The 15,230-nt window shown below is 62.2% G+C and carries 12 protein-coding genes; 8 read left to right on the top strand and 4 right to left on the bottom strand.

What is annotated here, in order from left to right; all coding sequences use genetic code 11:
- Positions 1–15: 15 nt before the first annotated feature.
- From KIP88_RS21015 to KIP88_RS21005, 3 genes are all read left to right on the top strand, one after another.
- Complete coding sequence (locus tag KIP88_RS21015) at positions 16–912, top strand: urease accessory protein UreD (protein ID WP_374226491.1); 897 nt, start codon at positions 16–18, stop codon at positions 910–912.
- A gap of 63 nt (positions 913–975) precedes the next feature.
- The gene (gene yut / locus KIP88_RS21010; RefSeq protein WP_214489877.1) at positions 976–1,986 is read left to right on the top strand and encodes an urea transporter; all 1,011 of its coding nucleotides are present in this window, start codon (positions 976–978) and stop codon (positions 1,984–1,986) included.
- 112 nt (positions 1,987–2,098) lie between these two features.
- Positions 2,099–3,544 carry a GntP family permease gene (locus KIP88_RS21005; RefSeq protein WP_214489876.1) on the top strand — a complete coding sequence of 482 codons (1,446 nt, stop codon included), beginning with the start codon at positions 2,099–2,101 and terminating at the stop codon, positions 3,542–3,544.
- Between the two features lie 959 nt (positions 3,545–4,503).
- Here the strand turns inward: KIP88_RS21005 and KIP88_RS21000 are convergent.
- From KIP88_RS21000 to hutI, 4 genes are all read right to left on the bottom strand, one after another.
- Positions 4,504–5,787, bottom strand: a complete 1,284-nt coding sequence (locus tag KIP88_RS21000) for a cystathionine gamma-synthase family protein (RefSeq protein ID WP_214489875.1) — start codon at positions 5,785–5,787, stop codon at positions 4,504–4,506.
- A gap of 72 nt (positions 5,788–5,859) precedes the next feature.
- Positions 5,860–7,530 carry a urocanate hydratase gene (hutU, locus tag KIP88_RS20995; protein ID WP_214489874.1) on the bottom strand — a complete coding sequence of 557 codons (1,671 nt, stop codon included), beginning with the start codon at positions 7,528–7,530 and terminating at the stop codon, positions 5,860–5,862.
- Positions 7,527–9,104 carry a histidine ammonia-lyase gene (gene hutH / locus KIP88_RS20990; protein WP_214489872.1) on the bottom strand — a complete coding sequence of 526 codons (1,578 nt, stop codon included), beginning with the start codon at positions 9,102–9,104 and terminating at the stop codon, positions 7,527–7,529. Before hutH ends, hutU begins: the two co-directional genes overlap by 4 nt.
- Positions 9,101–10,315: an imidazolonepropionase gene (gene hutI / locus KIP88_RS20985; protein WP_214489870.1), complete on the bottom strand. Its 1,215-nt coding sequence runs from the start codon at positions 10,313–10,315 to the stop codon at positions 9,101–9,103. The genes hutH and hutI overlap by 4 nt, the downstream gene beginning before the upstream one ends.
- A gap of 87 nt (positions 10,316–10,402) precedes the next feature.
- On the opposite strand from hutI, the gene KIP88_RS20980 reads away from it, so the two are divergent.
- The 5 genes from KIP88_RS20980 to KIP88_RS20960 all read left to right on the top strand — a co-directional run bounded on the left by KIP88_RS20980 (position 10,403) and on the right by KIP88_RS20960 (position 15,187).
- Positions 10,403–11,761: a formimidoylglutamate deiminase gene (locus tag KIP88_RS20980; RefSeq protein WP_214489868.1), complete on the top strand. Its 1,359-nt coding sequence runs from the start codon at positions 10,403–10,405 to the stop codon at positions 11,759–11,761.
- Positions 11,758–12,501 (top strand): histidine utilization repressor, encoded by a 744-nt coding sequence (gene hutC, locus KIP88_RS20975; protein ID WP_214489866.1) that lies wholly within the window; start codon positions 11,758–11,760, stop codon positions 12,499–12,501. The genes KIP88_RS20980 and hutC overlap by 4 nt, the downstream gene beginning before the upstream one ends.
- 93 nt (positions 12,502–12,594) lie before the next feature.
- Complete coding sequence (locus KIP88_RS20970) at positions 12,595–13,539, top strand: ABC transporter substrate-binding protein (RefSeq protein ID WP_214489864.1); 945 nt, start codon at positions 12,595–12,597, stop codon at positions 13,537–13,539.
- A gap of 92 nt (positions 13,540–13,631) precedes the next feature.
- Positions 13,632–14,405, top strand: coding sequence for an ABC transporter permease (locus tag KIP88_RS20965; RefSeq protein ID WP_214490049.1), 774 nt, complete (start codon positions 13,632–13,634; stop codon positions 14,403–14,405).
- Positions 14,402–15,187, top strand: a complete 786-nt coding sequence (locus KIP88_RS20960; RefSeq protein ID WP_214489863.1) for an ABC transporter ATP-binding protein — start codon at positions 14,402–14,404, stop codon at positions 15,185–15,187. The genes KIP88_RS20965 and KIP88_RS20960 overlap by 4 nt, the downstream gene beginning before the upstream one ends.
- The last annotated feature ends 43 nt before the right edge of the window (positions 15,188–15,230 follow it).

Below are 15,230 nucleotides of genomic sequence, written 5' to 3'. Positions count from 1 at the left end.
GCCCTCGGCGCATCGATGCCGGAATTCGCCTCGTTCCAGGATGAGCCGCCGCAGATGAGCAGCGGCACTGTGGGAAAGACGGGTTTCCTCCGTCTGGGTTTCGAGCGCCGCTCTGGCAAAACGATCCTGGCAGACCTGGAACGCCGCGTTCCCTACATGGTGCAGCGCGCGTTGCATTGCGACGAACAAATGCCGGGTTTGGCCTACGTGTTCTTGATCACCACCACGGGCTGCCTGCTGCAGGGTGACAGGCTCGCTCTGGACATCACCCTTCGTCCACGCGCGCAAGCTCACCTCACCTCCCAATCGGCAACCAAGATCCATGCGATGGACGCCAATTATGCGGCGCAAAGCCAAACTATTGCGCTTGCCGATGACGCATACCTGGAGTTTCTTCCCGAACCCGTGATCCCGCACCGGCACTCACGGTTTATCAGCGACACGCAAATCTCCGTCGCTCCGTCAGCCACATTGCTGCTCTCGGAAATTATTCAACCGGGTCGAAAGCACCATCATCCCGACGAGTGCTTCGGATCAACCGTGTTGTCGATATCAACGGCAGCGGTGCGGCCCGATGGTCGCTCCTTGTTCGCAGAGAAGCTGGTCATCGAGCCGCGGCGATATGCGATGCGGCAGACCGGCGTGATGGATTCCTTTGATGTGCTCGCCAATGTGATCCTGTGCGCCCCCAAGGACAAGGCGGATCGTATCCACGAACGTGCGGGGGCCGCTATCAACCTTGCGGACGGTATTGCGTTCGGCGCTTGTCGTTTGCCCAATGATGCCGGCCTGATCTTCAAGGTGTTGGGCCGCGAAACCGCGCAAGTGAAAGCCAAGGTGCGCGAGTTCTGGAGCGTGGTACGTCAGGAGATCATCGGCGCCGCGCTACCTCCACCCTATCTATGGCGCTAGCGGATCAGCGGTGCCAACAATTGATCTCCAACGGCTGACGTCGGCACGTTCGAGGAGGCAGCAGTGGAAAAGATATTGGCAAAGTGGGAAAGCCTCTCCGCGTCGTCGGGTATAGTGCGGTTCCTGGACATCAATTTGCGCAGCATCGGGCAAGTTATGTTTCAGAACAATCCAATAACCGGGCTTCTCTTTCTGGCCGCGATCGCCTGGGCTTCATACGCGGCTGGCGTCCCCCGAGTGGCAATTGCCGGCGTCCTCGCTGTCGTCGTGGCGAACTTGACGGCCCAATGGCTTAACGCTGATAACGAGTCGCTTCATGCCGGGCTCTATGGATACAACGGCGTCCTTGTCGGACTTGCGTTGGCGACATTCCTGGCTCCGAACGCACTCATGTGGGTTTATGTGGTGTTGGGGGCGTCAGTTTCGGTCATCACGATGCTTGGGACTGTCAACGCCCTTAAGCCCTGGGGTGTCTCCAGCCTCACGTTTCCGTTCGTGCTCACGACGTGGCTCCTTCTGCTGGCCACGTATGGATTTTCCGGCCTCACAGGGGCTGCACTACCGGCTGGCGACGTTGTCGTTGCGTTTCAACGCTACGAAGCCAGCCCACTCAAGCTGATCGACCTCCTCCAGGGTGTGCTTCAAAGCATCTCGCAGGTGTTCCTGAAGGCGAACGGTGTGGCCGCCCTTCTGTTTCTCGTTGGCCTGGCTGTGAACTCATGGGCTGCCGCCGTATTCGCTCTCGCTGGTGCGATACTTGCGGTTTTGACGGCCCATCTTTTCGGTGCCGAAAGCGAGCTGATCACTGGCGGTCTTCTCGGTTTCAGCCCGGTTCTGACGGCGATCGCGCTGGGTGCCGTGTTCTACCGACCGAGTTGGCGGGTCGCGATCTACGCCATGCTGGGCACGCTGTTTACGGTCATCGCACAAGCAGCACTGAACGTCGCCTTGACGCCCCTCGCCATCCCTGCGCTTACCGCGCCTTTTGTGCTCGTCACATGGATCTTCCTTCTTCCGCGCCAATGCTTCGAGCCAGCCGCCACAGACGATGCCGCAACGGCGCGCGCAAGATAGGTTTCCATTTTGGGAGACTCGCATGTCCCGCCTGAGTTGCGCAGTGCTCCTGGACGAGCTTGGACGTCACCAAATCGTAAATTTCAAGTTGTTGCTGCTGGAGGCCTGAACCATGGGACTCGTCGGGATACTACTCGGACTCGCTCTGCTGATGTGGCTTGCTTATCGAGGGTGGAGCGTACTCATGGTGGCCCCGGTGGCTGCGCTCCTTGCCGCCGCGATTTCGGGTGAGCCGCTTCTCGCTCATTGGACGCAGACCTTTATGCCCGGTGCTGGTCGATTTGTTACGCAGTGGTTTCCGATGTTTCTGCTTGGCGGGTTGTTCGGCAAGCTGATGGACGACAGCGGTTCGATCACCTCTATCGCGCGTTTTCTGACCGAGCGATTGGGAACACGCCGCACGATACTCTCAGTGGTACTGGCTTCAGCCGCCGTCACCTACGGCGGCGTCAGCGTCTTTGTTGCCTTTTTCGTGTTGGTCCCCATGGCGAAAGAGATGTTCCAGGCTGCGAACATCCCACGCCGCTTGATGCCGGCTACCATCGGTCTTGGGGCGTTTACGTTCACGATGTCCGCAATGCCAGGAACGCCGTCTGTCAACAATGCCATTCCGATGCCGTACTTCGGCACGACAACCTTCGCGGCGCCCGGTCTGGGCATCATCGCTTCGATCATCATTTTTGTTATGGGCATGTGGTGGCTCCGCCGCGCAGAAGCGGCCGCGCGCAGGGCCGGCGAGGGCTATGATCGCAATTCGGAGGTGTCTTCCGGTATCAACGAGACCGTTCGTATGCAGGCGACAGCTGCCGGCGATTTTGATCCAGCTGAATTTCAGCATGGCAAGCACAGTGCCAGCCTACCCCCCATTGCGATTGCTGCATTGCCGCTGGTTGTAGTCATCTGTACGAACTTCCTACTGTCGCTGGTCGTCCTCCCACGGCTGGATTTTTCGTTCTTGGCCAAAGAGGTGTGGGGCGGAACCACGATCGGAGCAGTGGCGGGCGTCTGGTCGGTTCTCATTGCGCTCGCGGCTGCGACCCTTAGTGTCGTCATCTTCAACTATCGGCGTTTCCCGGCGTTGCGAGAAAGCCTGGATGCTGGCGCCGCTTCCTCCGTCATGCCAATCCTGATGATCGGTAGTCTCGTCGGTTTTGGCGCTGTCGTTGCGGCGCTGCCCGCGTTCGCGGAAGTACGTGACGCGCTACTCGCGGTTGGCGGAGGCCCCCTTATCTCTCTCACGATCGCCGTGAACGCGCTCGCTGCGCTTACCGGTACAGCCTCCGGAGGGATGGCGATCGTGCTCAATATACTTGGCGACACCTTCCTGGGGCTCGCCGCTGAGCACGGAATCGATCCCGCGCTGATGCATCGCGTTACCACGATTGGCGCTGGCACGCTCGATGCTCTTCCACACAACGGCACAGTCTTGTTACTGCTTCAGATCAGTGGGCTTACTCATCGCGAGAGCTATTTCGATATGGTGATGACCGTGATCGTCACCTGCATCATCGCACTTGGCGCTGTCCTGGTCCTGGGCACGGTGTTCGGGTCGTTTTGACAATAGAGGCTATCGCCACTTTGGCAGATCGCCGCAACACACGGAGGCGAGCATGAATATCCGACTTGTATGCAGCGCCCTGATTATAGGCGCATTGACGGCAGTCACGCCGCCGCAAAATCTGTCGGTGGCCCAATCGAGTGACCAAAAGGCCTCTGCGCAAAAAAGTGCAACACCGAATACGAATATGACCCCGCGCAAGCATCGCTACTGGCGTCATAGCGGTGGAAGGCATCCGCACTATGGCAGTCGGCGCGTTCGTGCCCAGCCGTCTAAAGAAGCGGCATCGCCGCCGACCAGATGAGCCGTCTGTCGGTTCATTGCCGGCCAATCTCGCGGAAAGCCATGAAAGTTGGATCGCTCGCGCTCGCTGTTGTTGCGCTTTGCGCGCCCGCTGTCAGCCACGGGATTGCGTCTGCATTCGCGACCGACTTTTGCGTCGAACTCACTGCCAGTGAATTCAACCGCAGGGCCGAGCGACGGGGGGATGAAAATGCCTGCGCCGGAAGGCATTCTTCAAATATAAAGGCCAAAGCAAGAGATCGGGCCCGAGACAATGCGACCAATGCTATTGCACGGCAATGTTTACGCAGCATTACGCCAGGTATTGGGCAGCGAGCTTGCACCCGGGTCAATTTGGTCGCCAATACTTCCGCCAATAGCTCGTGGACTGCCTCTCCTCCAGCGGCGAAACCCAGCGCCGATAAAGTTAGATACATTGGTCATGGGACCGGCAGCGCCGCGGGCATGAACCTCTGTGTCCTGGCGCATGATATCCGCCTCAGGACACACAACGTTGTGGATGGACACTGCCCTCACGATAGGGGGCTTTTGCCGCACAGAACTTTTGCAACTGCCCGAGCGTGGGCCCGCTGTGCGGTTGTATGCAGGACGCCATGAAGCATGACAGCGGCGTGCTGCAGGTCGACCAGGCCGGAAACTACGGCGCGTCCATGCAGCTATGCCTCTCTCAAAGCCTGCGTAATGTCTGCGATCAGATCAGACGGGTGCTCGATGCCGATCGACAGTCGGATCGTGGAGTCGAGAACGCCGATCTTTTGACGGATTTCAACCGGAACGCCGGAGTGGGTCATGCTTGCCGGCAGGCTGGCAAGCGACTCCGTGCCGCCCAGACTCACCGCCAGCTTGAAGATCTGCAGCGCGTTCAAAAATTTGAATGCGGCGGCCTGGCCTCCGACAATATCGAACGAAAACGTCGATCCCGCGCCAAGGCATTGCCTCGCGAACACACGGCCGGCGGGGGAGGCTTCGTCGTGATGAGCGAGGTAGTGAACCCTCTCTACCTTGTCGTGGTCGCGCAAATAATCCGCCACGAGCCGCGCATTCTGGTTGGCCCTTTCCATCCGCAGGCTCAGCGTTTCGAGCGAGCGGCCGAGCATCCAGCAGGAATGAGGATCCAGTTGGGTGCCGATCGCGCCTCGCAACGCCTTGATGTCTTTCATGAGGGCCTTTGAGCCGAGCGCAGCGCCGGCGATCAGGTCGGAATGTCCGCCGACATATTTGGTCAGCGAGTACAACGACAGATCCGCGCCATGTTCGATCGGCCGCTGGAACACCGGCCCGAGCAACGTATTGTCACACGCGACGATCGGCATGTAGTCCTGCGCCTCGCCGATGTTGTCGGCGATGCGGCGGACCATCGCGATATCGACGAGGCCGTTGGTGGGATTTGCCGGGGTTTCAATGAGAATTATCGCGACCCGCCCCTTTTGCATGGCGTCGTCCCCCGCCAGCTCGACAGCGGCTTCGTCGATTCCGTCGGCAAAGCCCACCGCGCTGATCGAGAAGCCGGCAAGCGTTTTCGCAAGCAGCGTTTCGGTGCCGCCATAGAGCGGCTGCGAATGCAGGATCACGTCGCCCGGCCGTGCGAACGCGAGAATCGTGGTCGCAATCGCCGACATCCCGGACGAGAATAGCGCACAGGACTCTGCTCGCTCGTAGACGGCGAGCCTGTCTTCGACGATCTCGCTGTTGGGATGATTGAACCGCGAATAGACCAGGCCTGCGCCCATCCCGGCCGGAGGCTCGCGCCGGCCCGAGACATAATCGAAGAAGTCCTGTCCGTCTTCGGCGGTCTTGAAGACGAAGGTCGAGGTCAGGAAGACCGGTGGTTTGACGGCTCCTTCCGACAGTTGCGGATCGTAGCCGTAGTTCAGCATCAGCGTTTCGGGATGCAGCACGTGGTTGCCGATGTGGGTCTTCGACGGAAATGGTTTCACCATGGCTTCTCTCGCTGTCTTGAGGGAACATCGAGCCTGGCACGCACCATCGTGCGGCATAAACTCCCCGGTGCGCTACACCGCCAGACTGGGCAGATCGAGCCCGTTGGCACGGGCACATGCAATCGCGCTTTCATAGCCCGCGTCGGCATGACGCATGACACCCGTCGCAGGATCGTTCCAAAGCACGCGCTCGATGCGGCGCGCAGCCTCCGGGGTTCCGTCGGCGACAATCACCATGCCGGCATGCTGCGAATAGCCGATGCCGACACCGCCACCGTGATGCAGCGAGACCCACGTGGCCCCACTGGCACAGTTGAGCAGCGCATTGAGAAGCGGCCAGTCGGACACCGCGTCCGAACCATCGCGCATCGCTTCGGTTTCGCGGTTCGGGCTCGCAACCGAGCCGCTGTCGAGATGATCGCGGCCGATGACGATCGGTGCCTTCAGTTCGCCGCTCGCTACCATTTCATTGAACGCCAGGCCCAGCCGGTGGCGGTCGCCGAGGCCGACCCAGCAGATCCGCGCCGGCAGCCCCTGAAACTTGATCCGTGCCTTCGCCATGTCGAGCCAGTTGTGAAGATGTTTATCGTGCGGCATCAGCTCCTTCACCTTGGCATCGGTCCGGAAAATATCTTCGGGATCGCCCGATAGCGCTGCCCATCGGAACGGCCCGACGCCGCGGCAGAAAAGCGGACGGATGTAGGCCGGCACGAAGCCGGGAAAATCGAATGCGTTCTTCAATCCCATGTCCTTCGCCATCTGGCGGATGTTGTTGCCATAGTCGAGCGTGGGAATGCCCTGCGCGTGGAAATCCAGCATGGCCTGGACGTGGCCGACCATCGAGGTCTTGGCGGCCGCTTCAACCGCTTTCGGATCGCCCTGGCGTTTCGATTCCCATTCAGCGAGCGTCCACCCCTTCGGCAAGTAGCCATTGATCGGGTCGTGCGCGCTGGTCTGGTCGGTGACGATGTCCGGCCTCACGCCACGGCGGACCAGCTCGGGAAAAATATCGGCGGCGTTGCCAAGCAGGCCGACGGAGACTGGCTTCTTGCTCTGCGCCGCCTCTGCCATGATCGCGAGCGCCTCATCGAGCGTGCTTGCCTGCCGGTCAAGGTAGCCCGTGCGCAACCGCATCTCGATGCGGCTCGGCTGGCATTCGATCGCGAGCATCGATGCCCCGGCCATCGTCGCGGCAAGTGGCTGGGCGCCGCCCATACCGCCGAGACCCGCGGTCAGGATCCACTTGCCCGCGAGGCTGCCGCCGTAATGACGCCGCCCCACCTCGACAAATGTTTCGTACGTTCCCTGCACGATGCCCTGGCTGCCGATATAGATCCACGATCCGGCCGTCATCTGCCCGAACATCATCAGCCCCTGCTTGTCGAGGGCGTTGAAGTGATCGAGCGTCGCCCAATGCGGCACCAGGTTCGAGTTGGCGATCAGGACGCGCGGCGCATCGGCGTGGGTGCGGAAAATTCCGACCGGCTTGCCTGACTGGACCACCAACGTCTGGTCGCTCTCGAGCTTGCGCAGCGAGGTAACGATGCGGTCGAAACTTTCCCAATCGCGGGCGGCACGGCCGATTCCGCCGTAGACGACGAGTTCGCTCGGCCGTTCGGCAACATCGGGATCGAGATTGTTCATCAGCATTCGGAGCGGCGCTTCCGTCAGCCAGCTCTTGGCGCTGATCTCAGGCCCGTGGGGCGCCCGGATCACGCGGTCGTTGTCCAGTCGGCGGTTCATGACAAATGACCTCTCTCGGCAAGGTTTGGAAACGGGTTGCTCTCAAGCACCGAAATCGCGGCGGCCGGCAAGTTGCTGGCTTCAACCAGCGCTGTTGCGTTCGCGAGATCGGCGGCCATGTAGCGATCGCCACCCAGCGCCGGCACCTGCTCGCGCAATACCGCGATAACTGCCGCAAGCGCAGGGCTGGTCGTATGCGGAGCGCGCAGCCCGATGCCCTGCGCCGCAACCAGCAGTTCGATGCCGAGAATGGCGGCAAGATTATCAGCCATATCGGACAGCCGGCGGGCCGCGTGCGCGGCCATCGACACGTGATCTTCCTGATTGGCGCTGGTCGGCGTCGAATCGATCGAACAGGCTGTGGCGCGTTGCTTGTTCTCGGCGTAGAGCGCAGCCGCCGTGACTTCGGCGATCATGAAGCCGGAGTTGAGACCGGGATCGGGGGTCAGGAACGGCGGCAAGCCGAAGTTCAGCGCGGGGTCGACGAGCGTCGCGATGCGCCGCTCGCTGATCGCTCCGATCTCGGACAACGCCAATGCGATCTGGTCGGCAGCGAATGCGACCGGCTCGGCGTGAAAATTGCCGCCGGAGACGATTTCGCCGGTCTCAACCAATACCAGCGGGTTGTCCGTGACGGCGTTGGCCTCGATCGTCAGCGTGCGGGCGGCTTGCATCAGCAGATCAAGCGCGGCGCCCGCCACCTGCGGCTGGCAGCGCAGGCAATAGGGATCCTGCACGCGCTCGTCGCCCTCCAGATGCGACATGCGAATGTCGCTGCCCTCAAGCAGCGCCGTCAGCGTTGCGCCGGCGGCAATCTGCCCGGCATGCCCCCGCAGTTGCTGAATCTCCGGACGGAACGGGGCCGTCGACGCCATGGCGGCGTCGACCGACAACGCGCCCGTCACCAGCGCCGCGCAGGCGAGGCCATGGGCGCGCAACAAACCGGAAATGGCATAGGCCGTTGAAAACTGCGTACCGTTGATCAGGGCAAGACCTTCTTTCGGCCCCAGCGTCACCGGCGTGAGATCGGCGACGGCTAGCGCATCGAGGCCCGGCAAAACCTTGCCATCGACAAGCGCCTGCCCCTCGCCGATCATGACGGCGGTCATATGCGCGAGCGGCGCCAGATCGCCGGACGCTCCCACCGATCCCTGCTGCGGCACCAGCGGATAAACGCCATGCGCCAGCATGGCCTGGAGCTGCTCGATGATTTCGCGGCGTACGCCCGAGGCGCCTCGTCCCAACGAGATGATCTTCAGCGCCATCATCAACCGCACGATCGGTTCGGGCGTAGGGGCCCCTACCCCGCAGCAATGCGACACGATGAGATTACGCTGCAGCAGCGCGGTCTGTTCCGGAGGAATTCGCTTCGACGCCAGTTTTCCGAACCCGGTATTGATGCCGTAAACCGGCGCTTCCGCACCCGCGGCCTTCGCAACGATGGCCGATGCCGCCTCGACGCGTGGCCAGAACGATGGATCGAGCACGACGGCAGCGCCGGCAAGCACCTGCGCCAGATCGTCGAGGCTGACCCGTCCGGGCGAGACGACAATGGTTGCAGCCCGCTCGCTCATTGTCCCCTCCACACCCGGCGGTGCAGCGGGTTGAAGCCCATCCGGTAAATCAGCTCGGCGGGGCGGTCGATATCCCAGATCGCGAGATCGCAGTATTTGCCGGCCTCGAGCGTGCCTGTCTCACCGAGAATACCCAGCGCGCGCGCACCTTCCCGCGTCACGCCGGCAAGGCATTCGGCAACAGTCATCCGGAACAGCGTCGCGCCCATATTCATGGCGAGCAGAAGCGACGTCAGCGGCGAGCTGCCGGGGTTGCAATCGGTCGCGAGCGCCATGTTCACGCCATGGGCGCGGAACAGTTCGATCGGCGGCTTCCTCGTCTCGCGAATGAAGTAGAACGCACCTGGCAAAAGCACCGCTACCGTGCCTGCCCGCGCCATCGCCGCGACGCCGGCCTCATCCGTATGCTCCAGATGATCGGCGGACAGAGCGGAGAATTCCGCGGCGAGCGCGGCGCCGCCGAGGTTCGACAACTGATCCGCATGCAGCTTGACCGGCAATCCCAGCACCTTGGCCGCGCGGAACACGCGCGCCGTTTGCTCGCCTGAAAACGCGATGCCTTCCATGAAGCCATCAACCGCGTCGGCGAGCCCGGCACTCGCCACCGCCGGCAACATCTCCCGGCAAACAAGATCGATGTATCGATCCTTGTCGCCGTCGGCTTCCGGCGGCAGCGCGTGCGCGCCAAGGAACGATGTCCGGATGGTGACCGGCCGGTTGTCTCCCAGCGCACGTGCGGCCGACAGCTGACGCATCTCCGTGTCCGTATTGAGCCCATAGCCGGATTTGATCTCCAGGATCGTCACGCCCTCGCCGATCAGGGCGTCGAGCCTCGGCAGCGCCCCGGCGACAAGTTCAGCCTCGCTGGATGCTCGCGTCGCGGCGACCGTCGAGACAATGCCGCCGCCCGCCCGCGCGATCTCTTCGTAGCTTGCGCCCTGCAGCCGCAGCTCGAATTCGTGCGCGCGGTTTCCGCCGAATACCAGATGGGTATGACAATCTACCAGTCCGGGCGTGATCCACCGCCCGTCGCAATCGATCCGTTGGACCGCATCGGCATCAGATGGAAAATCGGAACGGCTGCCTGCGAAGGCAATGCGGCCCTCGCGCGCGGCGATCAGGCCGTCCTCGATCACACCGAGCCCGGGCATATCCTCCCGGACCGTGGCCAGCCGGGCGTTGAGCCAGATTCGATCGAAGCGCTCGGCCATGCAGCTCTCCTCAGCGGCAGGAGCTTGACGTATCTATATGTCTATACATAAAATCATGCTGGTATTCTGTCCAGCCGGTTTGGAAACATGTCCACTCTGCATTTCGGATCAGCGCTGCTCCCCTCGGGGTGGGCTGATGACGTGCAGGTGGTGGTGACGGATGGAACCATCACGCAGGTTACGAGCGGCGTGGCGCCGGGACCGCACGACGAACGCCACCCGTTGGCAATCCCGGGAATAGCCAGCCTGCATAGTCACGCGTTCCAGCGCGGCATGGCAGGGCTCGCGGAAACACGCGGCAATTCCGCGGATACGTTCTGGACATGGCGCGAGACGATGTATCGCTTCGCGCTGGAGATGACGCCGGAAGACACTGAGGCCGTCGCAACGCTGCTCTATGTCGAGATGCTCGAGCAGGGGTACACCCGTGTCGGGGAATTCCATTATCTGCATCACGACCGCGATGGCGCGCCCTATGCCGCCCCTGCGGAGATGGCGACGCGAATTGCACGGGCCGCCGAAATCTCCGGCATCGGGCTCACATTGCTGCCGTGTTTCTACGCGCATGGATCGTTCGGTGGAGCGCCACCGCATGCCGGCCAGCGCCGCTTCATCTGCTCGGTCGACCAGTTTGCCAGGCTTTTGGCCGCCACGCGCACGGCCATCCGCACGCTGCCGGGTGCCAATGTCGGCGTCGCGCCGCACAGCCTGCGGGCCGTGACGCCTGATGAACTGGCGGCCATTGCACCGCTGGCCGAAGGTGGACCGGTGCATATTCACGCCGCTGAACAGACAAAAGAAGTCGATGAATGCATCGCCTGGTCGGGGCGGCGGCCGGTTGAGTGGCTGCTCGAACATGCGCCCGTCGATCAGCGCTGGTGTCTCATTCACGCAACCCACATGACATCAGCGGAAACCGCCGCACTTGCTGGCAGCGGCGCGGTTGCAGGCCTCTGCCCGGTGACTGAAGCGAGCCTCGGCGACGGCATTTTTCCAGCCCGCGAATTCCGCGACGCAGCCGGCCGGTTCGGTGTCGGCACCGATTCCAACGTGCTGGTCGGCGTCACCGACGAATTGCGTCAGCTCGAATATGGCCAGCGGCTAAAACACCGCCAGCGCAATGTGTTGTCCGGCGGTCCCGGCGTCTCAACCGGTCGCGCGCTATTCGACGCAGCGCTCGCCGGCGGCGCCCAGGCGCTGGCGCAACCGGTCGTCGGCCTCCAGGCCGGTGCACGCGCCGACATCGTGACCCTCGACACCATGCATCCCTCGCTCGCCGGGCGTCGCGGGGATGCCGTCCTCGACGGTTGGATTTTTGCATCGGGCACGCCTGCCGTCGCCTGTGTCTGGGCGGGCGGAAACAAGCTCGTCGAGAACGGACGTCACCGCCTCCGCCAGCCGGCGCGCGACGCATTCAACGCGGCCGTACGGAGGCTGGTGGCATGAGCCTCGCCACGGACCGCGAGAAACTCCCGGCGGTCGGCAAGCCGACGCTGTACAAGCAGATTCGGCTCGACATCGAACGGAGGATCCTGACCGGCGAATGGCCCCCGGGTCACCGCATCCCGTTCGAGCACGAGCTGATGGCGCGCTATGGCTGCTCGCGCATGACTGTCAGCAAGGCGCTGTCGGAACTGGCGCAAGCCGATCTGATCGAGCGACGGCGCAAGGCCGGAACCTTTGTACGTCGTCCCACATTCCTGTCAGCGGTGCTCAAGATCGCCGACATCCGCGCGGAGATCACCGCGCTCGGCCGCAGCTATGGCTATGAATTGATCCAGTGCTCGCGCCGTGCCGCGACCGCGGCCGACCGCGCCCGTCTCGGGGCACGGCAGACCGGCAAGGTGATCGCGATCGCGTGCCGGCACAGCGCGGATGATGTACCCTTCGCCATCGAGGACAGGCTGATCGATCTCGACGCCGTGCCCGAGGCGGCTGCGGCGGATTTTGCGACCGAACCGCCCGGCTCGTGGCTGCTTCACCATGTCCCCTGGACGGAAGCCGAACATTCGATCTGCGCCATTGTGGCCGACCAACAGGCCGCGGCGGCCCTGGACATAGCGATCGGCGCACCGTGCCTCGTGATCGACCGGCACACCTGGCGAAGCGCGCGGCCTCTGACTGCCGTGCGCCTGCTCTATCCAGGCGAGACTCACAAACTGATTGCCCGCTTCAAGGGCGGCTGAGAGGCAGAGCCATGCGTGTGAAGTACGGCACAATTTATGCAGCAGTAGGACGAACAGGACCAAATCCATACGTCAGGCAAAAGGAAGACAATCATGCTTAGTTTTAGAATATTCGCCGCAACCGCCGCTCTTCTGGTGTCCGCGCCGGCCATCGCGCAAGACGTGAAGGTCGGCATCGGCATTTCCGGATGGACCGGGTTTGCGCCGCTCACGCTCGCCAACCAGGCAGGCATCTTCAAGAAGAACGGCCTCGATGTGACGATCAAGAAGATCCCGCAGAAGGACCGGCATCTGGCCATCGCCTCAGGCGACATCCAGTGCGCGGCGACCACGGTCGAAACCTGGATTTCCTGGAATGCCAATGGCGTCGCAACCAAGCAGATCTTCCAGCTCGACAAGAGCTACGGCGCCGACGGCATGGCAACGCGAAACGATGTCGCGTCGATCAAGGACCTAAAGGGCAAGACGGTCGCTGCATCCGCGCCCGGCACCGCTCCCTATTTCACACTGGCCTGGATGCTCAAGAAGAACGGCCTCTCGGTCAAGGACGTGACAGTGGTGAACCTGGAGCCCGCCGCCGCCGCGCAGGCATTCGTGGCCGGGCAGAACGATGCAGCCATGACGTATGAGCCTTATCTCTCGACGGTGCGCGCTGCGCCGGACAAAGGCAAGATCATCGCCACCACGCTCGACTATCCGATGATCATGGACACGTTCGGCTGCACGCCGAAATTCCTGACCGACAACCCGAAAGCCGCGAAGGCGCTGGCCGACAGCTATTTCGAGGCCGTCGCCCTGATCGAAAAGGACCAGGCCAAGTCCTACGAGATCATGGGTTCCGACGTGAAGCAGTCCGGTGAACAGTTCGGCAATTCGGCGAAATATCTTCGCTGGCAGGACAAGGCCGCGAACCAGAAATTCTTCGCGGGCGAGTTCCAGGCCTTCACCAAGGAAGCCGCAGACCTGTTGCTCGAGATCGGCATCATCAAATCGATTCCGAAAATCGATGACCTCGTTGACACGAGCTACATCAAGTAGGTCCGGTCGGCGCAACTCCGGTCCCGCTTCCCACAGGTGAGGAAGCGCGACCTCTCATGATCAGCGTACCGCTTTGAGGAATTTGCCTTGTGATACGTCCTCTTGATCCCGTGACATCGAAGCAGCGCGCGGTCTATGGCTTTGCGTTCTTTGTTCTGTTCGTGGCCCTGTGGGCATGGGCAACATTTGGCGGCTACGTCTCGAAAACGTTTCTCGCCAACCCGCTGACCATGCTGCAGGAAGGTTGGGAGCTCCTGACCAAGCACGGCTTCCTGTTCGACATCGGCATGACGGTCTGGCGGGTTGTCGGCGGCTTCGTGCTGGCGGCCATCATCGCGGTGCCTACAGGCGTTTTGATGGGCGCTTACAAGCCGATCGAGGCGTTCCTGGAGCCGTTTGTCTCGTTTGCCCGTTATCTGCCCGCGTCAGCCTTTATCCCGCTGTTGATCCTGTGGGCGGGCATCGGCGAGTTGCAGAAGCTGCTGGTTATCTTTATCGGCTCGGTGTTCCAGATCATCTTGATGATCGCCGTGAACGTCGGCAACACACGGCGCGACCTCGTTGAAGCAGCCTACACGCTAGGCGCCAACGACCGCGGCATCATCGGCCGCGTGCTGCTGCCCTCGTCCGCCCCGGAGATCGCGGAAATCCTTCGGCTCGTGCTGGGCTGGGCCTGGACCTACGTCATCGTCGCCGAGCTTATCGGTTCATCGTCGGGCATCGGCCACATGATCACTGACAGCCAGGCTCTACTCAATACCGGTCAGATCATCTTCGGTATCATCGTCATCGGGCTGATCGGCCTCGTGTCGGACTTCCTGTTCAAGGCTTTCAACGCCTGGCTGTTTCCGTGGAAACTGGCATGACCAAGCTGAAGATCGATCAGGTCACTCGCATCTTCCCTGCGCGCCAGGGCAACGCGCCCACGCGGGCTCTGGAACCGACCGACCTCAGCGTCGGCAACAATGACTTCGTCACCATCCTCGGCCCGTCGGGCTGCGGAAAATCCACGCTGCTGCGCATCATCGCAGGCCTTGACCGGCCGACAAGCGGCCGCGTCATCCTGGACGGGCTCGAGGTAACCGGACCTGGCGCGGATCGCGGCATGGTGTTTCAGTCGTACACGCTGTTTCCATGGCTGACCGTGCGCGAAAACATCGCATTCGGCCCGCGCGAGCGCGGAATTTCCGAGGCGGAGCGCGGCAAGATCGCCGATGGGTTCATCCAGCGGGTCGGTTTATCGGGATTTGAAAATCACTGGCCGAAGCAACTGTCCGGAGGCATGCAGCAGCGCACGGCCATCGCACGTGCCCTCGCCAACGATCCCAAGATCCTGTTGCTCGACGAGCCGTTCGGGGCGCTGGACAATCAAACCCGCGCGCTGATGCAGGAAATGCTGCTCGGGATCTGGGAACGCGACCAGAAGACCGTACTGTTCGTCACGCACGATATCGAAGAGGCTATCTTCCTCGGCAGCCGCGTCGTCGTGATGAGCGCACGTCCGGGCCGCATCAAGGCCGAGATCGTGGTCGATCTGCCCCATCCGCGATCCTACAAGATCAAGACCGCGCCCGAATTCGTCAGGCTGAAGGAACGGCTCGTCGAAGAGATCCGTGGCGAGGCATTGAAGGTTGCGGTTCACGCCTGACAGCCACCCCGCGTTCGCGCCGGCTGCGAATCCGTCAGACGAT

Origin of the sequence: Bradyrhizobium sp. SRL28, from assembly GCF_018596315.1 — a bacterium.
In the GTDB taxonomy this organism is placed as follows: domain Bacteria; phylum Pseudomonadota; class Alphaproteobacteria; order Rhizobiales; family Xanthobacteraceae; genus Bradyrhizobium.
Note: the sequence above shows the minus strand (reverse complement) of the source record. Positions and strands in the feature narration are given on the sequence as shown.

Coding starts and splice junctions, on each gene's coding strand:
- hutC (WP_214489866.1), top strand. CDS start 11,758: ATGAGCCTCGCCACGGACCGCGAGAAACTCCCGGCGGTCGGCAAGCCG.
- KIP88_RS21005 (WP_214489876.1), top strand. CDS start 2,099: ATGGGACTCGTCGGGATACTACTCGGACTCGCTCTGCTGATGTGGCTT.
- KIP88_RS20960 (WP_214489863.1), top strand. CDS start 14,402: ATGACCAAGCTGAAGATCGATCAGGTCACTCGCATCTTCCCTGCGCGC.
- hutU (WP_214489874.1), bottom strand. CDS start 7,530: ATGAACCGCCGACTGGACAACGACCGCGTGATCCGGGCGCCCCACGGG.
- KIP88_RS20970 (WP_214489864.1), top strand. CDS start 12,595: ATGCTTAGTTTTAGAATATTCGCCGCAACCGCCGCTCTTCTGGTGTCC.
- KIP88_RS21000 (WP_214489875.1), bottom strand. CDS start 5,787: ATGGTGAAACCATTTCCGTCGAAGACCCACATCGGCAACCACGTGCTG.
- KIP88_RS21015 (WP_374226491.1), top strand. CDS start 16: ATGCCGGAATTCGCCTCGTTCCAGGATGAGCCGCCGCAGATGAGCAGC.
- KIP88_RS20980 (WP_214489868.1), top strand. CDS start 10,403: ATGTCCACTCTGCATTTCGGATCAGCGCTGCTCCCCTCGGGGTGGGCT.
- hutH (WP_214489872.1), bottom strand. CDS start 9,104: ATGAGCGAGCGGGCTGCAACCATTGTCGTCTCGCCCGGACGGGTCAGC.
- hutI (WP_214489870.1), bottom strand. CDS start 10,315: ATGGCCGAGCGCTTCGATCGAATCTGGCTCAACGCCCGGCTGGCCACG.